Consider the following 20,116-nt stretch of genomic DNA (forward strand, 5'->3'; position numbering starts at 1 on the left):
GGTTTTTATCAATTCATTGCCGTTTAAAACAACTCTTCCGCAACTTTGTACAAGTCTTCACGTACAGGGCGCTGCATATTCTCAATGGCATCGATAATATCATGGTGAACCAGCTGCTCTTTCTGGATACCGACACAACGACCGCCATGGCCATCCATAAGAAGATGAACGGCGTAGTTGCCCATACGAGATGCAAGAACACGGTCAAATGCCGTTGGGCGACCACCACGCTGGATGTGGCCAAGAACCGTTGCACGAGTTTCGCGACCCGTTGCCGTTTCAATCTCTTTCGCCAGTTCGTTAGCATCCATCATCAGTTCAGTCAGTGCAATAATGGCGTGCTTCTTACCTTTTTTGATACCGTCCTGAATGTTGTTGATAAGTTTCTCTTTATCTAGACCAGTTTCAGGGGTGATGATGTACTCACAACCACCAGCAATCGCCGACATCAGAGTCAGGTCACCACAATGGCGGCCCATAATCTCAACAATAGAAATTCGCTGGTGAGAAGAAGAAGTGTCACGTAGGCGGTCAATGGCATCGATAACGGTATTCAAAGCGGTCAGGTAACCGATTGTGTAATCCGTACCAGCAATATCATTATCGATAGTGCCCGGTAAGCCAACGCATGGGTAACCCATTTCAGTCAGCTTCTTTGCTCCCATGTAAGAACCATCACCACCGACGACAACCAACGCTTCGATACCATGCTTCTTCAGGTTTTCAATCGCTTTCTCACGAACAGCCACCTCTTTAAACTCAGGGAAACGAGCTGAGCCTAGGAAAGTACCGCCTTTGTTGATCACATCAGATACACTTGAACGATCAAGCTTCTCGATACGGTCTTCATAAAGGCCTAGGTACCCGTCATAAACGCCGTACACTTCTAAACCTTCCGATAGAGCTGTACGTACCACACCTCGAACTGCTGCGTTCATGCCTGGTGCGTCACCGCCACTTGTCAAAACACCGATCTTCTTAATCATGCTCACCCTCGATTTTTTTGGGAATCTTATTTCAACTTTTACGTCAGCAATTTACAAATAAATTCCCGACAAGATTCTTATAGCTGCGCAATATGTTACCTTGACGCCCAAGGAATACTACTTTTATTTGCACAGAATTATGTAACTTTTCTACTTATGTAAGAGTATTACAGCTTTGCGCTGCCACTGGTTTGATACATATCAGAATACCAACGAATTGTGCGCTCGATGAAAAGATAGACAATAAACGGCTCATTGTCGCTTGAGGTAATATCTCGAAAGCCACACTACCAATCTTGAGCCTTTTGATTTTTCTCCGGCCCGAGCACAACAGAATAGGGATCCTGATGGATAAGTACATCAGCATGTGGGAACTGATCCATCAGCCGACTCTCAACCAGATCAGAGATGCGATGCGCTTCAATCAGAGGAATCTGATCTTCGAGTTCTAAGTGCAACTGAATAAAGCGTGTCGGCCCCGACATACGGGTTCTTAGCTGGTGCACACCGAGAACTTCTTCGACAGATAAACAACACGCTCTGATTTGTTCCAACTCTTCATCCGGTAACTTTCGGTCCAGCAATGTCTGAATCGCTTCTCTCACCATTTGAACAGCACTATACAAAATGTATAGACCAATACCCACAGCAAACACTGCATCCGCTTGAGTAACTCCAAACCAACTCAGCCCTAATGCCAACATGATCGCTGCGTTCATGTATAAATCTGACTGGTAATGCAAGGAGTCTGCAGCAATCGCCTGACTGCCGGTTTGTCTAACAACGTGTTTCTGGAACTGAACCAAAGCAAAAGTGACAGCAATGGCGAACATACTCACGTACACCCCGTACTCGGGAGATTGCAACTCATGAGGCCTGAAGAAGCGATCAATACCATTGAGGATCAAAAAGACGGCAGAGCCAGAAATAAACATCGCCTGAGCCAATGCAGCCAGAGACTCAGCTTTACCGTGGCCATAAGTGTGCTCCCTATCGGCTGGTTGGAGTGAATACCTGACAACAAAAAGGTTGACCAAAGACGCTGCAATATCAAGCATAGAGTCGATTAATGAAGCGAGTAAACTCACCGACCCCGTAACCCACCAAGCGGCCAGTTTTACCACCAGCAATAAAGTGGCAACAATCGTAGCTGTCCAAGCAGCCAGTGTCACCAAGCGTGCATATTCGTGTTTCATAAAGTAAAGCGTTTGAAAAACATTACCTTAAGTATAACGTGCCAATTGCTGAATAAAAATGACACAAAAAAGCGGCCCATCGGCCGCTGCTGTTATCGCTCTATGCTTCACTGTCACTCAGGCGTTCTTGCATCTTGTTGAACCGCTTTTCCGCACGTTCTTTTTGCAGTTCTACGTATTTGGTTTTCTGTTCTGGAGTAAGGATACTCAGCATCTGATGTTGTTTCTCCAGCATTTTCACTTTACGTTCAGTCTGTTGTTCTACCATTTGCTTAGCCAGTTCGTTCGCGGCTACCTGATCAAATGTATCTGCGAGCACCAAAGCTTGTAACTTTTCTTTGTTGGCTTGCATTTCAGCATGGTGAGCTTCGAAGTTTTGTTTAAACTCGGCTTTCATCTGTGTTTTAGACGTTTCACGCAACGCTTTTATTTGCTCTTTCTGTGCATCTGTTAAATCAAGCTGACGCATGATGCCGCGATCAAAACCAAACTCACCGTGAGAACCTTTTTTATGATCTTTAGCAGCTAAAGCACTCGCTGTTCCCAGAGTCAGAGGAAGAATCATCGCCGCCAATAACAGTTTCTTTGCAGTTTTCATAATCGTACCTTTCATATCCAGAGGAATGGAATCAAGCTGTCTATACAGCGCTTGAGTGTAGAATACGAACTGCAACGTAAAGTGACGTCTAGAGAGCGTAAATAATCGTAAAGAGCAAAATTTAGACTAAAGCTCTCAACGAATAATCAGTAATATTAGCTTAACCGATAAGATTGAGAGATATATTCCATGACAAATATCCTATTGATTGACGACGACACCGAACTGACTGGTTTACTTAAAGAAGTACTGACGTTCGAAGGTTACAATGTATCTGAAGCCAATGACGGAGAAGCAGGACTTGCGGCGATTTGTGACGATATAGATTTAGTTCTGCTGGATGTCATGATGCCTAAACTCAACGGTATGGAAACCCTCAAACGACTACGAGAAAACTGGCAGACTCCAGTATTGATGTTGACAGCAAAAGGTGAAGAAATAGATAGAGTGATTGGATTAGAGCTCGGAGCCGACGATTACTTGCCAAAACCTTTCAGCGATCGTGAACTGCTGGCCCGCATCCGCGCAATATTACGTCGTACGCAAACAAAAAACGTGGCTAAAAATAGCGACTGTGTTCATTATCAGGACATCAAAATTTATCCCGGTAAGCAGGAAGCGTATTGTCAGGAACAATACTTAGAGCTAACCACTACGGAGTTTGCGCTGCTTAGTCACTTCGTCCAACATCCAGGAGAAACCTTGACCAAAGAAACTCTGAGTTTAGATGTTCTGGGTAAACGCCTAGCCGCTTTTGACCGCGCCATAGATATGCATGTTTCAAATCTGAGGAAAAAACTACCGGACCGTCAAGATGGTAAATCACGAATCAAAACCTTGCGCGGGCGAGGTTATTTATTAGTTGAGGAAGATTAATGCGTCTACCTAAGATCACTAGCCTCTACGGACGTATCTTCGCCATTTTTTGGTTTACCATGTTTCTCGTTCTGATCGCTGTGTTGTCTCTACCTCATCTAGACCCAAGAAAATCAAGAGATATACCCGCAGAACATTACAAAAAGCTGTTAGCAACCAAGACAAAGATCGAGCAGCGCTTTGCTGGCGAAACAGATCTACGCCGGATTATATTCTATTTAGAAGGGCGTAAGCGTCCTCCAAGAGATCCCCGCCCACACTTTGTCTTAACGGATCTAGAAGGCAATATTCTGACCACTCGCGATCGTAAAGACTTCAAGCTCAAAGCGGTGCAAAATTTTATTACCAGTATCGAAGATCCTGAGTATCCAAAACAGAAACTCTATGGACACTACATGGTTGCAGGGCCATTACCAATCACACTGGCTCAGAAGGATCTGTTGATGTACATAGGCGTCAAATGGAATCAACCCTCTCCTTTCCTCATTCGACTGTTTGATAAACCTTTCCAGTTACTGCTTGCCGTAATGCTGGTCAGTACACCTTTGTTATTGTGGCTTGCATGGGCGCTGAGCCAGCCAGCAAGAAAGCTAGAACTCGCTGCTAAACGCGTAGCAAATGGAGAATTCAGTGTTGATCCACAACTAGAGAAAGGCACCTCCGAATTTCGCCAAGCGGGTAAAAGTTTTAACCAGATGGTTGAGGCAGTAAACCAGATGATTTCAGGTCAGCAACGCTTACTGTCTGATATTTCACACGAGCTTCGCTCGCCATTAACACGCTTACGAATGGCCACCGCTCTTGCTGCTCGAAAACAAGGAGAAAGCCCTGAGCTCACTCGGATTGACACTGAAGCACAAAGACTGGAGCAGATGATTGGGGAATTGTTAGAGCTGTCACGCATGCAGGTCGATAGCCATGTCGAACGCGAGCAGCAACCTATTATCAGCTTATGGGAGGCCATTCTTTCTGATGCCCAGTTTGAAGCAGAACAGATGAATAAATCATTCCGCTATGATGATATTCCTGAGCGCACAATTTCAGGGAACCCCAAATTGCTCATGAGTGCTGTAGACAATATTGTTCGCAATGCTATTTACTATGGCAAAGATGTTATTCAAGTGTCGCTCAACGTCCAGACAGATCAACTCACTATTGCCGTCGATGACAATGGAGAAGGAGTGCCTGAACATGAAGTCGAAGCGATTTTCCGACCTTTTTACCGCGTTTCAACCGCACGAGATCGTCACAGTGGAGGCACGGGATTAGGGTTGGCCATTACCGAAAACGCAATCCGCCAGCACAGCGGAACTATTCGTGCTTTACGCAGCCAGCTTGGTGGGCTTCGCGTAGAGGTGATCCTGCCGCTGACACCAGAGAAATAACCTTATAAAAATACAGTTGATAATAGATCTCATTATCATTTAAAGTAAATCCTTCAATTACGGAGGATTTACTATGTCTCATACTTTCCCAGAGTTGCCTTACGCTTACGACTCACTAGAACCTTATATTGATGCCAAAACCATGGAAGTCCATTACAGTAAGCATCACCGCACTTATTTTGATAAGTTTGTAACAGCGGTCAAAGGGACTGAACTGGAAAATGCCTCACTGAAAGATATCTTTGCCAACATCTCCAAATATTCTCCCGCCGTCCGTAACAATGGCGGTGGTTACTACAACCATATCCTTTACTGGAATTGTATGGCCCCTGATGCCGGTGGCGAGCCGACTGGTGAGTTAGCTAAACAAATCAACGCCACCTTCGGAAACTTCGAACAGTTTAAATCTCTGTTCTCTGAGGCAGCGATCAATACATTTGGTTCTGGTTTTGCCTGGCTAGTTGTGCAAGACGGCAAGCTACACATTGCATCCACCAGCAATCAGGACAACCCTTTAATGGATGTTGCGAGCGTTCAAGGTGAGCCTATTTTGGCCCTGGATGTATGGGAACACGCTTACTACATTAGCTATCAAAACCGTCGACCTGAATACATTGACGCTTGGTGGAATGTAGTGAACTGGGATGCTGTCAGTGAAAACTATGCCATTGCGTTAGCTCAAAACGCTTAAAAAAACGCACTACTTCATACTTGGCGGCATTTGAAAGCCGCCTTATACTGCTTAGCTTCCAAGCAAATGATAAGAAGTTAACGCTATGTTCGATATCGCCCTCTATGAGCCTGAAATTGCCCCAAATACAGGTAACATCATTCGCCTATGTGCCAATTGCGGTGCCAATTTGCATCTCATCGAGCCACTAGGATTTGATCTAGAAGAGAAAAAAGTACGCCGCGCTGGCTTGGACTATCACGACCTTGCACGGGTCACTCGTCATAAGAATTATCAGGCTTTTGTCGAGTATCTAGAAAGAGAGCGCGATAACTATCGCATCTTCGCTTGCACAACAAAAACCACGGGGCACCACGTTGATGCCAATTTCCAGAAAGGTGACGTACTGCTATTTGGCCCTGAAACCCGGGGGCTGCCCGCTGAGTTGATTGAAAGCATGCCGATGGCGCAGCGGATCCGCATTCCTATGATGCCGGACGCTCGCAGCCTGAACTTATCTAACGCAGTCGCCATTATTGCTTTTGAAGCTTGGCGCCAGATGGGATTTGAAGGCGCACAGTAGCCAAAGCGAACGCTTCGTTAGGGATGCGGGATATGGGATATGGGATGCGGGAAACGGGATATGGGAACGGACTTCGTCCTACGGATAACTGGATAACTGGATAACTGGATAACTGGATAACTGGATAACTGGATAACTGGATAACTGGATAACTGGATAACTGGATAACTAACTTAGCGTTTTTCCACAGCCCTAAGGAGTCAACGGTTTGTTTTTCGCTTTCCCGAAGCAAAGCGTTCCATAGGGCGTAGCCCGCTCCGTCATCCAAAGCAAAGCATTTCAAATCGATCAAAAAAGCCGATGCTCTTGCATCGGCTTTTACAACTCTAGCTATCTAGTTTTCTAGTAACGCAGCGTTCCATAGGACGAAGTCCGTTCTGCCCTCCCCCTACGGGCGAGTAACAAAACCGACAGCTTGATACGCTTTTTTCAGTGTTTCTGCGGCGCGAGCAGACGCTTTCTCGGCCCCTTGCTTCATCACACTGTCCATATAAGCCCGATCCTCACGGATACGGTGGTATTCAGCTTGGATAGGCTCCAGCATAGCCACAACAGCTTCGCCAACTTCTTTCTTAAATGGACCGTACATCTCTACGCCTTTGTATTGCGCTTCGATCTCTTCAAAGCTCTTACCTGTTGCAGCCGAGTAAAGACCCATTAGATTAGAGATGCCCGCTTTGTTGTCCCAATCATGGGCAATGCGTGGTGGCGTTTCTGCATCTGTCTGAGCTTTGTTTATCTTCTTGATGATCGATTTCGGCTCTTCAAGCAGGGTAATAACATTCTTACGGTTATCGTCTGATTTTGACATCTTCTTCGTCGCGTCCTGAAGACTCATAACACGTGCATTCACAGTCGGAATGTAAGGTTCTGGTACTTGGAAGATTGGCTGTTCTGGCGAGTAAATATTGTTGAATCGATTAGCGATATCACGAGCTAGCTCAAGGTGCTGTTTCTGGTCACTACCCACTGGTACTTGGTGTGCGCCGTATAGCAGGATGTCTGCTGCCATTAGCACTGGGTAGTCGAACAAGCCAACGTTCACGTCGCCAAACTGGCTTGAGCTGTCTTTCGAATAACGAGCAGATTTATCTTTAAACTGAGTCATACGGCTCAGCTCGCCCATTTGGGTGTAACAGTTAAGAAGCCAACCAAGTTGAGCATGCTCTGGTACGTGTGACTGAACAAATAGCGTGCTCTTTTGTGGATCAACGCCAACTGCCAAACAGATTGCTAATGCGTCTAGAGTCGCTTCATGCAGCGCTTTCGGATCTTGCCGAACCGTGATCGCGTGAAGGTCTACAACACAATATTGGCAATCGTAATCGTCTTGCATCTGTTGCCATTGACGTAGAGCACCCAAGTAGTTACCGATACTTAGTTCACCTGATGGTTGAACACCACTCAATACAATGGGTTTGCTCATGGGAATAGTTCCTCTGACTTCTTATCTAAAAATGAAAAAACCGTGTGGGTTCTGGCCACACGATTTACTCAGTGTACTCATTAACAAGTATTTTGGAAGATCTTTTGTTATGACTATGCGGAAACCGCGACAACATCTACTAGATCTGCGATGGTGTCTGCAACAAAATCTGGTTGTGACTGAGAAATTGGTTCACCATGATTGTAACCGTAAGTCAGACCAAACGAGTGACAGCCAGCATTTTTTGCCGCTTTGATATCGTTGCTAGAGTCACCTACCATCAGCATCTCTTGTGGCTGACAACCATGCTTATCAAGCAGCCAATTCAATGCTAGTGGGTTGGGTTTTTTTTCTGGGAAAGTATCACCACCAATCACATCAACAAAATACTTATCAATGCCGTGTTTAACTAAAACATCAGGCACAAACTTAGAAGGTTTGTTGGTAACCAGCGCCATAATAAAGCCCAATTTGTGTAACTCTGCCAAGGTTTCTTTAACCGCAGGATAAAGGTGGCTGAGCTTGTGTCCGCTTTGCTCGTAATAGTCATCAAACAGAACACGAGCTTTGGCATGCAGTTCTGGATCCAAGTCGGGCGATACTGTTAGACTGCGACTCAGCGAACGCCCAATAAGTACATCAGCGCCGTTACCGACGTAATCCCGCACCTGCTCTTCTGTTACTGCCGGGTAACCGAGTGCTTGTACAGCTTGGTCGGCAGCCACTGCTAGGTCAGGCACGCTATCCAATAACGTCCCATCCAAGTCAAACGCGATAAGTTTAATATTGCTCATTAAATTACTCTGCCTTTGCTAATTCAGCACGCATTTGGTCGATGACTTCTTTGTAGTCGGCTTGGTTGAAGATCGCGGAACCAGCCACAAACATATCGGCACCGGCTTCAGCTATCTCTTTGATATTTTCGACCTTAACGCCGCCATCTATTTCCAGACGAATATCGCGCCCCGACTCATCAATCATTTTACGCACGGCACGCAACTTATCTAACGTTTTAGGAATGAAAGACTGCCCACCAAAACCAGGGTTCACTGACATCAGTAGGATCATATCAATCTTATCCATGATGAATTCCAGATGAGATAGCGGTGTCGCGGGGTTTAACACTACACCGGCTTTACACCCATGCTCTTTGATCAATTGCAGTGTACGGTCTACGTGCTCAGACGCTTCAATATGGAAAGTGATCATCGATGCGCCCGCTTTGGCGAAGTCTGGAATGATACGATCGACTGGTTTCACCATCAGGTGAACATCAATTGGTGCAGTAATACCGTAATCGCGCAACGCCTGGCAAATAGGCGCACCGAAAGTCAGGTTAGGTACGTAGTGGTTATCCATTACGTCAAAATGAACCACATCGGCTCCGGCTGCGAGTACTTTTTCCACGTCTTCGCCTAGACGAGCCATATCTGCAGACAAAATCGATGGCGCGATAAGGAAATCTTTCATACCTGACCTCTAGAATAAATTGGGCAAAACGACTGAATATACGTTGAGCGCAATTCTACCTAAGCTAAACGCCAGAAGATAGTTGAGAAAAGAGAAATGTCGTTAACAATGGTCTTGATGCTTAAACAATGCCAACAGTTCGTCTACTTTGTTACGACCAGCACCATTGCGACTGATTGTACGCTTAACCTTGACCACATTGAGCTCAGCTCCATGGTATAGACGGCGTGTCAACGTCGTATCATGGTTGGATATCAACACAGGGATATTGCGCTCTTTAGCCGCCTTTTCGGCAACATCGGCTAAGGCAGCTTGGTCATCCAAAGTAAAGCCATTACCTGCGTATGAGGTAAAGTTGGCGGTATTTGAGAGCGGCGCATATGGCGGGTCACAATAAACGACACTCCCTTTACGAGCACGCTTGAAAGTATCAGTATAACTCTCGCATACAAACGTCGCTTTCTTGGCTTTCTGAGCGAAGCACTCTAGCTCAGCCTGAGGAAAATATGGCTTTTTGTATGAACCGAAAGGCACGTTGAAACCACCCTTCTTGTTATAACGACAAAGACCGTTAAACCCAAAACGGTTCATGTAAAGAAATGCCAACGAACGATACATCACATCATCGGTGCCATTAAACTCAGCTCGAATAGACAAGTAAGCCTCTTTGCGATTGTTCTCTGGTACGAACCATCGTTTGGCCTCAGAAATATATTCGTCTGGCTTTTCTTTGAGTAAGTTATAGAGATTAATCAGATCAGGATTAATATCAGCGAGAAGATACTGCTCGTAGTCAGTATTGAGAAATACGGAGCCAGCACCAACGAACGGTTCAACCAGCTTACGGCCTTCGGGCAAGTATCGCTGGATATCTTCGACAAGTCCGTATTTTCCACCTGCCCATTTAAGGAAGGCACGCTGCTTCTTCATCTAGTGCTCTATCTATCAACCACAAATTAAGGCTGCGGAATGTAACATATTTTCCCGCTAAGCTCAGCGTTATTTCACTCGATCGATTTCTCGATGAACCTGACTAAGTGATTTGGCCCAAGGATCCAACTGTTGCAAGTCGTCAGGCAACGCTTCTACTGCATCCCTAGCAACCTGGATGGTTGGATAGTTTTGGTAAGTGATGATGAACCACTCGACATCATTGCGCACAGTGGAATAGATATACACATTGTCAGCCAAGCGGTGTTTATCTAGGAAAACTTGCACGTCTTCCAGTGACCGAACCGCTGCAAGCTGCAGAGTATAGCTACGCGGAGAAAAACGTTTTAGTTCGTCTCGAGTGAAAGAAAACTGCACGATGGTTTTTTCTGGCTGCGCAGGACTTTCGGTTTGATCAACCGAATCTATTGAAACCAAGCTCTGAGTCGCTGTTTTTTCTCGCTCAGCACTAGGCGATTCGACCACTTGCTTGATGGCTGTAGTATCCGCTTTCTCTGGTTTGCCATCCAGTAAGGCATCCACCACTTCAGAAGTGATAACAACACGTTGATGATCGCTTTCCGAGTTGCCCACGCTCGATGTTTGTTCTGTCACAGCTGGTGGTAGAGATTCAGAATCATCTTCTGCTGGAGAAAGCACAACATCGCCTTCCGCTTGAACATCAGCCAACGTACTTTCCGCTGTGGAATCTTCAGGTAAAGTGGGAATTACGGTCTGCTCAATTGCGTCGACCATTTTCTGCGCTTGCTCATCCGGTGAAGGTTGACTCATCATCCACCAGTAACCACCGCCAATAAATACAAGCAGTGTCACCACTAGCAAGGCAACGTTGATTGGTGAACCAATGATTGAGCGGATAATAATCCTCTTTTCCACTTTGTGATCCCCTAAGGCCATAATCTCGCCCGGTCGACGGGCAACAGTTCGATATGCGTTACGTACGCGTTTTTCTTTTTCATCTTCGACAAAACGAATCACTAGATGCTCAAAGAATCGATCGGCTTCATCTTGGCTTAATGTGTCTATCTCTAGATCAATTGGCTTATGGTCCTGCCCATAACTGAGTCGAGTCAGTAACACGTCGAGGCTATTCGACTGTGCAAACAACACCACATTGATTGTCCACGCTGGGTTTTCCTGTGCCTCCAAAACCAACATCCATAATTCAGATACGAAAGACTCCTGCAACAGGTGCGCATCATCGATAACAATGACAACATCACAGCCCTCACCTTGCATTTGTCGAGCGAAACTCTCCGTTAATGGATCGGATGGATTGTACATCGGCTCAGAAAAGAGCTGAGTTAGAATCATGGTACGGCGTTGTTGAGCGTCCTGATTTGGATGACACATCAGGAGAGATTGGTTTTTATCTGGTGCCCAGGCTTCTAGGTAGCGCTGAGCAAGCCAAGATTTACCCGCTCCTGATGCTCCACCAACAGTGACTAAGTTTGAACCGAAGTTAGTCAGCAATTGCATACGCTCAAGCAATTCCACTTGAGAATCCAACTCCAACACACGGGATTCATGCGTCAAACTCATTTAACCATCCTAATGACAGCCCACTGTCTAAAGAAAAGAACTCAGATATCGCGACAAAAATCGATCGCTTGCTTGATGACCGACTCAGGCACACCCTTTACTACTTCTGCACTACCAATACTGGTTGGTAAGACTAAACGCAGTTCACCAGAGAGCACTTTTTTGTCGCGCATCATGTGTTTCATGAAGTCGTCAAAAGTCATCGTATCTGGTGTATGCACAGGCAATTGTGCTCTCTTCAGTATAGAGAGAATTCTTTCTACTTGCTGATCGGTGATAAGCCCCTGAAGTTGAGCCGTTTTGGCCGCCATTACAGTACCAGAAGAAACCGCTTCGCCATGCAGCCATTTACCATAGCCTAACTCAGCCTCAATCGCATGACCAAATGTATGACCTAGGTTCAGTAATGCACGAATACCTGACTCTTTTTCATCCTGAGCCACCACTTCTGCCTTAATTTGACAGCAGCGCGCAATAGCATAGGTCAGCGCCTGCTCATCAAGCTCGTATAGCCTGTTAAGGTTATCTTCTAGCCAAACAAAAAAGTCCGAATCGTAGATAATACCGTACTTGATGACTTCAGCCATACCGGCCGCAAACTCTCTTTGGGGCAATGTCGCTAGGCAATCAGTATCAATGATCACTGATTTAGGCTGATAGAAAGCACCAATCATATTCTTGCCCAACATGTGGTTGACGGCCGTTTTGCCACCCACCGAAGAATCCACTTGAGACAATAGCGTCGTTGGGACTTGGACAAAATCAACACCACGCTGATAACACGCAGCAGAAAAGCCCACCAAATCGCCAATAACACCACCACCGAGAGCAATGACAACAACATCGCGTGCAAAATTACCTTCGAGAAGATAACTCATCACGGTGTTGAAAGTATCAAGCGACTTATACTGTTCGCCATCAGGGAGTTCAAGCAGGGAAGCTTCACAGCCTACTTGCTCAAGGAGAGATAAGATTTTATCTGCATACAACGGCGCTACAGTGACATTAGTAATCACGACAACTTTTTGTTTTGCTGATAAAAATGAAAGGTGGGCCGGATCATTAAATAATCCGGCACCAATTGAGATTGGATAGCTACGTTCACCTAAACTGACCGTAATCCTTTCCATGGGTATTCTCCAGTTGCTAAAATTTAACGTATTAACGTTCTTCTAGCATTTTTACGATCTGGTTGGCTACCACTTTTGCACTTTGATCGTCAGTACGCACTGTGTAATCCGCAATTTCTTCGTAAAGAGGGTTGCGTTCACCTGCCAGTGATTCCAGCACGTTACGAGGATCGTCCGTCTGAAGTAGAGGGCGTTTCTTGTCACGATTGGTGCGTGCTAGTTGCTTTTCGATTGTGGTTTCAAGATAAACAACGATACCGCGTGCAGAGAGACGATTACGGTTTTCTCTACTCTTGATAGAGCCACCACCTGTCGCCAGAACAATACCTTGCTCTTCTGTTAGGTCGTTGATCACCTTTTCTTCACGGACACGAAAACCTTCTTCGCCTTCTACATCAAATACCCACGCGATATCCGCGCCAGTGCGTTCTTCGATCACTGTATCCGAATCAACAAACTCCATATGAAGTTGTTGAGCCAGGTGTCTACCAATTGTACTTTTGCCGGCTCCCATTGGGCCAACAAGAAAAATATTGCGTTTTTCAGCCATGTTCAGCATTAATTTACAACGTTAATTCAATGACATCGCTACAAGAAAATCAGGTTTTTTCTGATTTCAGATATGCTTGTAGCACCTATTCCTCACAGATAATTCGTGATAAGACCCGAAATTATCTAGATAAGGTGACACTAATGCAAATTTATTTTTATCTATCTGTTGATTGATTCAGGAACCACCACTTTTGGCGTGACAAAAATCAGCAACTCACTTTTGCGCATTTTCTGATAATTTCGTCGAAAAAGTGCACCTAATACAGGAATATCACCTAAAACGGGAACCTGATCGACAGTATCTGTCATGCTGTGCTGATAAATTCCCCCGAGAACAATCGTTTCACCGTTATTGACCAATACTTGAGTTCCTATACGTTGTCTATCTATCGCTACGGCTTCTCCCGTACCTGTTTTCACCACTTCTCCTGGCCTATCTTGTGTAACATTGAGATCTAAGATTAGGCGATTATCGACCGTGATATGTGGCGTCACTTTCAAGCTCAAGACTGCTTTTTTAAAACTGACACTGGTTGCGCCACTTGAAGAAGCCTCTAAATAAGGGATGTCCGTTCCCTGCTCAATATAAGCAGGCTGCTTATTGGTCGTGATCAAGCGTGGACTAGATATAACCTCAGCTCTCGATTCTCTTTGCAGTGCTGACAATTCAAGATCTAAAAGCGTTTCACTGCCCAGTTTTGCTACTTGAAAAGCCGTTGTCGATAGCGAAGTGTTATTTATATTCGTGCGTAGCAAATCATCCAATGATACTCCGCTATCCCCATACAACTGGAGGCCAGCAAGATTGCCTTCTCTTACCTCTTCAACAGAGCGGTTACCACCTCCCCAAAGCACTCCTAACTCCTGTAAGTCTCCTTCATTGAAGCTGACAATTCGAGCTTCAATTTCCACTTGCTTCACTGGTACATCTAATTCCTCAATGATCGACTTTATCGCCTGAATATTGCTCACAACATCGCGAATCAGGAGGCTATTCGTTCTGGAATCAATTGAAATAGAACCACGCTCAGAGAGCATGCTGGTTTCCGCCTGTTTACCGAGTATCGCCGCAATATCTGCTGCTTTGGCAAAACGCAGTGGGACCATTTCTGAGTTCAAAGGTAAGAGTTCCGGCAGCATTGCATCTTGCTCCAGCTGCTGAAGCTGAGCGATTTCAGCCGCTGGTGCCACAATAAGCACATTACCCTTTATATGCTTTTCAAGGCCTTCCACATGCAGAATAATATCCAGCAACTGAGACCAGGGGACATTCTTCAACCTCAGTGTCATGTTGCCCGTCACAGCATCAGAAACCACTAAATTGAAGTCATTGTAGTCAGCAATTTGCTGCAGGACCCTGCGAACAGAAATATCCTGAAAGTTAACAGATAGCGTCTCTGACTGAGGTAGTTCTTCAGAACGCTCTGACGAGGCAATGCGAGCATCTACGCAGGTAGAGAGCAAGACGAAACCGAAAGTCACTAGACAATATCTCTTCATCGTTGTTACCTAATTGATCACCAGTTTGATGTTTCTGTAAACAACACATCCAACGCCATCCAGCACAGACTCACGAAGTTCCAACGCATCTGTACTAATGTCCGTAATCAATCTGTTATTGGCAACAGACTGACCTCTCGTCTTGGTGATTAGTGAACCGTTTGGTAGTTCAATCAGTGCGGCATGTTCTCCTCGTATCGTCATGATTCCTGCTAAACGAAGTTGAGGGTTGGCTGTTGACTGGTTGTCAGCCACAATGCCAGTCCTTTCGTCGCACTGTGAAGAGTTACCACCCAAGGCCTTTGAAATAGCGGGTAACGAAAAAGGGTCTCGACTCATTGATAAGCTGGCATTTTGCGGAACAGAGAGAAGATGTGGACCAGGCTTTTTTGAGGATGCCACAGATGATTGCCTTGCCTCTGATAAGACCAAAGGATTCTGATTGGCTTTACAACCACTCAAAGCGATGAGCAGAAACACCAATTGCTTAGTTCGCACTGTCGCCCTCATCCAGAGACTGCAAGAGGTACACCTCACCTGTCAAAATCAATGTCGTACTGTCGACCTCGGCTCGGCGCCAGTGCAACTCATCGAAATATAGAGAGTCAGGCAATATCGCCACTGCGTGAAAGAAGGAAGCAATCTGCTGATATTGGCCTAAAAGCTCAAACTGTAGCGATGATTGCAAAAAGGAGCCTGTGGATTGGCTAGTGCTCTGAACAATACGCTCCATCAACAGCGAATGCTGTTGAGCCATTCGATTAAGAAGGCTCAACACCTCCGTGATACTGGCAGACTGTACCATTTGCTCCTGTATCTGCACCCTCACTTCTGCTAGTTGATCAAGCTCTGTCTGGTGCGATGCGAGCAATAAAACTCTTTGCTGTTTTTGCTCTAGCATGGTTTGCAGTTGTTGCTCTTTTGCTAGCAAAAAGCTCAGGTTTGACAACGTCGGTCTCCACACAGTGACATAGCCGAACGCCAATAGAATCAGCATAGAAACGCTAAACAATCCACATTGCTTTACTCTGGGCAAACTAGCTAGAGAGTCTAAATCAATATCGCGCATATCAACCAAGGTGACCTTCCACCAGCTTGAAGGTCACAGAAAACGACTGATAAACAGTCGCAAAGCGTTCTACACCATTCACCAACGACTGTACCCTAAGCTCACTCACCAGAGGTGAATTTTGCAAGTTAGCAAGAAACAGATCGACTTGCTCGGTGGTAGCTGCAACACCGGTCAGACTAACTTGCCTGCCTAGCATCTCAATTTGGTCGAGATATACAGTTTCCGGTAACAACTCTGAAAGTAAGCCAGCCAACTGCAATGGCAAGTAACGCTTGGCATGCAGCGTTTTCAGCTCAGCGATGTCTGCTCGTAGCACCACCACTGCTTTCTCAACAGCGTTCACTTGGTTGACTTTATGATCTAACTTATCGTCCCATTCATTAAGCTGCTCAATACGCGATTGCTGAACACCAACTTGTGACTGCAGATATAATTCAACAGCAACAACCATCAACACAGTCATCGCCACAATTAAACTGCAAGAAAAAACAAAATAGCGGACTTTCCGCTGGCGTTGATGTTCGCGCCAAGGTATCAAGTTGATATCAAGCTGCATGACCTTTCTCCATACAGCCTAAACCACTCAACGCTAAACCTAGCGCTATTGCATATTGTGATCCAAATTCACGCTCTGCTTTTCTATGCTGGCAGTCAAACAAGTCATACAACTCTAGTACCACGCTGGTCAGACCCAGTGTAGACGACAACAGAGCAGCAAATGGCCCTAACAAAGCCTTTTCTCCACTTAACCAAACACCTTCAGGCTCTAGGTCAAGTAGATTAATCGTCATAAGAAGTCGTTCAAACAATTTTTCAACCGCGATGTCGGATCCGTTGAGGGGAAGCTCTTTATATACAAACCCTTGCTTTTCAGTTTCAACACACACAGCAACATGATCTAAATTGAAGTTCATCAGCATCCAATTGGACTCACCAGAGCTTCGAGTAATATGTCGCAAAAGCTGAGCAAGATTGTGTGAGTATGGGTTGACCAAGATAGGTTTAAAACCAGACTGGAGAAAAGGGGCTATTCGCGCATCTACACATTCTTTTCTGACCGCATATACGTGATAATTCGCTTTTACCTGCGTCTGCTCACTAGCAAGAGCAACAAAATCAATGTAAAGCTTCTCCACTGCGACCGGAGTTTGCCGCGCAAAAATCTGAGCTATCACATATTGGCATTCCTCATCACTTAAATCGCTATCTATCTGTAATTGCTTACTTATTACAGAGTTGTCGGGAACACTTAAGCACACTTTACGACTAAATAGTGGCAAAGCCTTTCTTAGTTCTTTGAGTTTCTTTACAATTTTCTGATAATTTAGCCTGTGGTTATCAGTGAAAATATCCACTTCCACTGGCATTTGGTGATAACTAACAAGTGTGAAAGTGTCTTTTCTAGGCTTTAAGACCACCGCTCTGATACTCTGGTGGCTAATATCTATGCCTGTAATTAATGATTTGACCATGTAGCTCAGCTCCGTAAATTTGCGTAGCGCCTCGGCTTAGATCGTTGATCTAGTGAAAACATAAACAGATTTGAGCTACTTTTTAGCTTAAAATACTTAGATTTGCATAACGGTAAGCTTAATTAATCAGGGATTATCCGGTGAAGTTCATAAAGCGATTGTTTATTTTCGTATTGGTTTGCACGGCACTTGGGGTCGGAACCATTTTTGGTTTCTACCTCTACGTAAAACCAGAGTTGCCCGATGTCGCAACTTTAAAAGATGTCAAACTGCAGACACCTATGCAGATATTCAGTCAAGACGGCAAACTGATTTCCCAGTTTGGAGAAAAACGTCGCATTCCTGTCAATTACGATGAGATTCCTCAACATCTAATTGAAGCCTTGATCGCGACAGAGGATAGTCGTTTCTACGATCACCCGGGTATAGACCCTATTGGTATCACCCGAGCAGCAGTTGTAGTGGCACTGTCGGGCTCAGCAAAACAAGGCGCGAGCACCATAACCCAGCAGCTTGCACGGAATTTCTTCTTATCAAATGAGAAGAAAATTATGCGTAAGATCAAAGAGATATTTATTGCCATTCATATTGAACAATTACTAAGCAAAGAAGAGATCATGGCGCTGTACGTCAACAAGATCTTCTTAGGGTATCGCTCATATGGATTTGGTGCTGCCGCTCAGACGTACTTTGGTAAGGATCTGAAAGATCTGACACTGAGTGAGATCGCCACCCTTGCGGGCATGCCAAAAGCGCCCTCTACCATGAACCCTATCTACTCAATTGATCGTGCAACTCACCGACGCAACGTAGTGTTAAAACGCATGCTGGATGAAAACTACATCACGCAAGATGAATACGATCAGGCTCGTACAGAAGAGATTCTCTCACGCTATCATGGTGCAGAAATCGAGCTCAGTGCGCCCTATGTTGCAGAGTTGGCTCGTGCTTGGATGGTGTCACGTTATGGCGAAGAAGCTTATACATCAGGTATGAATATCTATACGACCGTAGATTCAAAACTGCAAGCCGCAGCAAACGAAGCTGCAATTAATAACTTGCTATCTTATGACGAACGTCATGGCTACCGTGGCGCTGAAAAAGTCCTTTGGCAAAGCGGACAACCAGCATTTGATGAACAAAAAATTGATGACACACTGGACAATGTTCCAACCTATGGGGCGTTGATTCCTGCTGTCGTTACCAAGGTCACCGCTCTAGAGGCGACGGTATGGGTGAAAAACCAAGGCGTCAAAACACTCGAGTGGGATGGCATCAAGTGGGCACGTAAATTCCTCACCGATGACCGCCAAGGCCCAGCACCAAAAGCTGCCACGGATGTTCTGGAAGAAGGTGAACAAATATGGGTCCGTCAGATAGAGACTCCTCTTGAAGATGGCGAAATACAAACCACTTGGCACTTAAGTCAGGTGCCAAATGCCAATACAGCCTTTGTTGCCATGGATCCAGAAAATGGCGCAGTCTTGTCTCTAGTGGGTGGTTTTAACTTCGTCCACAACAAGTTCAACCGCGCTACTCAATCCGTGCGCCAGGTTGGCTCTAGTATCAAACCGTTTATTTACTCGGCAGCTATCGATAAAGGTCTGACCCTAGCGACATTGGTGAATGATGCACCAATCAACCAATGGGATAAAAGCCAAGGTACCGCATGGCGTCCTAAGAACTCACCTCCGACTTATATCGGCCCAACTCGCTTAAGAATTGGCTTAGCGCAATCTAAAAACGTGATGGCAGTGCGCGTGTTGCGTGAAGTTGGCCTAGATCAAACACGCCAGTATCTGACTCGATTTGGCTTTGATATTGATCAGGTGCCACGTTCAGAAACCATCGCACTAGGCGCAGGCAGCCTGACCCCGATGAAGATGGCCCAAGGTTATTCTGTTTTTGCTAATGGTGGTTATTACGTCGAACCTTATTACATCAATAAAGTGGAAGGCCCATTTGGCAACATTGAGTTTAAGGCAACACCAAAAACGATCTGCCGCCAAGATTGTGAACCAGCACAGACAGTAGCAAACGAATTCCAAGAGCAGGATGTTGATCCCCAGCAACAACCAAAATACGCACCGCAAGTACTCTCAGAGCAAACGGCTTTCTTGGTACGTGAAATGATGTATAGCAATATTTGGGGTGGCGGTAACTGGCGTGAAGGCACTGGTTGGAATGGAACAGGCTGGCGCGCGCAAGCGTTGAAACGTCGTGATGTCGGCGGAAAAACGGGCACCACCAATGACTCAAAAGATGCATGGTACAACGGCTACGGTCCAGGCATGGTCGCCGTAGCTTGGGTAGGTTTTGATGACCATACCCGCAAGCTTGGCCGGACCAAACCAAACAGCAATCTAGGCAAGAAGCAAATCTCAGGTGCTGAAGCAGGCGCAAAAACCGCGCAACCAGCATGGGTAGATTTTATGCATACCGCTTTGACTGGTGTCCCAGCTAAAGAGAAAGAGATACCATCGAATATTGTCCGTGTTCGCATTGATCGCAATTCTGGCCTACTGACCAACAAATTCGACTCCAGTTCGATGTTTGAATATTTTCTTGAAGGCACAGAACCGACAGAATTCGTCACGGATGAAATTACTGACAGTATCTACACTTCAGCAGAAAGCGAAGAGCTGTTCTAGCACAACAAAGACAAAGCAAAGGCGGATGTCATAACATCCGCCTTTTTTATCTTTAT

21 protein-coding genes are annotated in these 20,116 nt (G+C 45.5%); 5 read left to right on the forward strand and 16 right to left on the reverse strand.

Features of this window, described 5'->3' with window-relative positions; all coding sequences use genetic code 11:
• Positions 1 to 23 precede the first annotated feature (23 nt).
• The 3 genes from pfkA to OH455_RS20355 form a co-directional block, all read right to left on the reverse strand.
• On the reverse strand, positions 24 to 986 hold the full coding sequence (pfkA, locus tag OH455_RS20345) for a 6-phosphofructokinase (RefSeq protein ID WP_045977744.1): 963 nt from the start codon (positions 984 to 986) through the stop codon (positions 24 to 26).
• Between the two features lie 287 nt (positions 987 to 1,273).
• A complete protein-coding gene (gene fieF, locus OH455_RS20350) occupies positions 1,274 to 2,182 on the reverse strand; it encodes a CDF family cation-efflux transporter FieF (protein WP_269982626.1) in 909 nt (302 codons plus the stop codon).
• A 100-nt stretch (positions 2,183 to 2,282) separates the two neighbouring features.
• Positions 2,283 to 2,780 (reverse strand): CpxP family protein, encoded by a 498-nt coding sequence (locus tag OH455_RS20355; RefSeq protein WP_206371748.1) that lies wholly within the window; start codon positions 2,778 to 2,780, stop codon positions 2,283 to 2,285.
• A gap of 189 nt (positions 2,781 to 2,969) precedes the next feature.
• On the opposite strand from OH455_RS20355, the gene OH455_RS20360 reads away from it, so the two are divergent.
• The 4 genes from OH455_RS20360 (at position 2,970) to trmL (ending at position 6,294) form a co-directional block, all read left to right on the forward strand.
• Positions 2,970 to 3,656 carry a response regulator gene (locus tag OH455_RS20360; RefSeq protein WP_269982627.1) on the forward strand — a complete coding sequence of 229 codons (687 nt, stop codon included), beginning with the start codon at positions 2,970 to 2,972 and terminating at the stop codon, positions 3,654 to 3,656.
• A complete protein-coding gene (gene cpxA, locus OH455_RS20365) occupies positions 3,656 to 5,041 on the forward strand; it encodes an envelope stress sensor histidine kinase CpxA (RefSeq protein WP_269982628.1) in 1,386 nt (461 codons plus the stop codon). The genes OH455_RS20360 and cpxA overlap by 1 nt, the downstream gene beginning before the upstream one ends.
• A 73-nt stretch (positions 5,042 to 5,114) precedes the next feature.
• Positions 5,115 to 5,732, forward strand: a complete 618-nt coding sequence (locus OH455_RS20370) for a superoxide dismutase (protein ID WP_269982629.1) — start codon at positions 5,115 to 5,117, stop codon at positions 5,730 to 5,732.
• A gap of 85 nt (positions 5,733 to 5,817) precedes the next feature.
• The gene (gene trmL / locus OH455_RS20375; protein WP_045977750.1) at positions 5,818 to 6,294 is read left to right on the forward strand and encodes a tRNA (uridine(34)/cytosine(34)/5-carboxymethylaminomethyluridine(34)-2'-O)-methyltransferase TrmL; all 477 of its coding nucleotides are present in this window, start codon (positions 5,818 to 5,820) and stop codon (positions 6,292 to 6,294) included.
• Here the strand turns inward: trmL and OH455_RS20380 are convergent.
• From OH455_RS20380 to pilM, 13 genes are all read right to left on the reverse strand, one after another.
• Positions 6,245 to 6,586 (reverse strand): hypothetical protein, encoded by a 342-nt coding sequence (locus OH455_RS20380; RefSeq protein WP_269982630.1) that lies wholly within the window; start codon positions 6,584 to 6,586, stop codon positions 6,245 to 6,247. The genes trmL and OH455_RS20380 overlap by 50 nt on opposite strands.
• Positions 6,587 to 6,682: 96 nt before the next feature.
• Entirely contained in the window at positions 6,683 to 7,720 is a 1,038-nt protein-coding gene (gene trpS, locus OH455_RS20385) for a tryptophan--tRNA ligase (protein WP_206371753.1), read from the reverse strand.
• 113 nt (positions 7,721 to 7,833) lie between these two features.
• Complete coding sequence (locus OH455_RS20390) at positions 7,834 to 8,514, reverse strand: phosphoglycolate phosphatase (protein ID WP_269982631.1); 681 nt, start codon at positions 8,512 to 8,514, stop codon at positions 7,834 to 7,836.
• Positions 8,515 to 8,518: 4 nt separating this feature from the next.
• Positions 8,519 to 9,190: a ribulose-phosphate 3-epimerase gene (rpe, locus tag OH455_RS20395; protein WP_045977753.1), complete on the reverse strand. Its 672-nt coding sequence runs from the start codon at positions 9,188 to 9,190 to the stop codon at positions 8,519 to 8,521.
• 102 nt (positions 9,191 to 9,292) lie between these two features.
• Positions 9,293 to 10,120: a Dam family site-specific DNA-(adenine-N6)-methyltransferase gene (locus OH455_RS20400; RefSeq protein WP_045977754.1), complete on the reverse strand. Its 828-nt coding sequence runs from the start codon at positions 10,118 to 10,120 to the stop codon at positions 9,293 to 9,295.
• 69 nt (positions 10,121 to 10,189) lie between these two features.
• Complete coding sequence (locus OH455_RS20405) at positions 10,190 to 11,683, reverse strand: SPOR domain-containing protein (RefSeq protein ID WP_269982632.1); 1,494 nt, start codon at positions 11,681 to 11,683, stop codon at positions 10,190 to 10,192.
• 41 nt (positions 11,684 to 11,724) lie between these two features.
• Positions 11,725 to 12,813, reverse strand: coding sequence for a 3-dehydroquinate synthase (aroB, locus tag OH455_RS20410; RefSeq protein ID WP_269982633.1), 1,089 nt, complete (start codon positions 12,811 to 12,813; stop codon positions 11,725 to 11,727).
• A gap of 31 nt (positions 12,814 to 12,844) precedes the next feature.
• Complete coding sequence (gene aroK / locus OH455_RS20415) at positions 12,845 to 13,363, reverse strand: shikimate kinase AroK (RefSeq protein ID WP_045977771.1); 519 nt, start codon at positions 13,361 to 13,363, stop codon at positions 12,845 to 12,847.
• A gap of 161 nt (positions 13,364 to 13,524) precedes the next feature.
• Positions 13,525 to 14,865 (reverse strand): type IV pilus secretin PilQ, encoded by a 1,341-nt coding sequence (locus OH455_RS20420; protein ID WP_269982634.1) that lies wholly within the window; start codon positions 14,863 to 14,865, stop codon positions 13,525 to 13,527.
• A gap of 9 nt (positions 14,866 to 14,874) precedes the next feature.
• Positions 14,875 to 15,363, reverse strand: coding sequence for a pilus assembly protein PilP (locus OH455_RS20425; RefSeq protein WP_269982635.1), 489 nt, complete (start codon positions 15,361 to 15,363; stop codon positions 14,875 to 14,877).
• Positions 15,353 to 15,934, reverse strand: coding sequence for a type 4a pilus biogenesis protein PilO (gene pilO / locus OH455_RS20430; protein WP_269982636.1), 582 nt, complete (start codon positions 15,932 to 15,934; stop codon positions 15,353 to 15,355). Before pilO ends, OH455_RS20425 begins: the two co-directional genes overlap by 11 nt.
• A 1-nt stretch (position 15,935) precedes the next feature.
• Complete coding sequence (locus OH455_RS20435; protein WP_269982637.1) at positions 15,936 to 16,493, reverse strand: PilN domain-containing protein; 558 nt, start codon at positions 16,491 to 16,493, stop codon at positions 15,936 to 15,938.
• Positions 16,483 to 17,409, reverse strand: coding sequence for a type IV pilus assembly protein PilM (pilM, locus tag OH455_RS20440; RefSeq protein WP_269982638.1), 927 nt, complete (start codon positions 17,407 to 17,409; stop codon positions 16,483 to 16,485). The genes OH455_RS20435 and pilM overlap by 11 nt, the downstream gene beginning before the upstream one ends.
• 140 nt (positions 17,410 to 17,549) lie before the next feature.
• Here pilM and OH455_RS20445 point away from each other — a divergent pair, with 140 nt between their 5' ends.
• Positions 17,550 to 20,060 (forward strand): penicillin-binding protein 1A, encoded by a 2,511-nt coding sequence (locus tag OH455_RS20445; RefSeq protein ID WP_269982639.1) that lies wholly within the window; start codon positions 17,550 to 17,552, stop codon positions 20,058 to 20,060.
• Positions 20,061 to 20,116: the final 56 nt, after the last annotated feature.

The organism is Vibrio sp. T11.5, assembly GCF_027587155.1.
GTDB lineage: Bacteria > Pseudomonadota > Gammaproteobacteria > Enterobacterales > Vibrionaceae > Vibrio > Vibrio neptunius.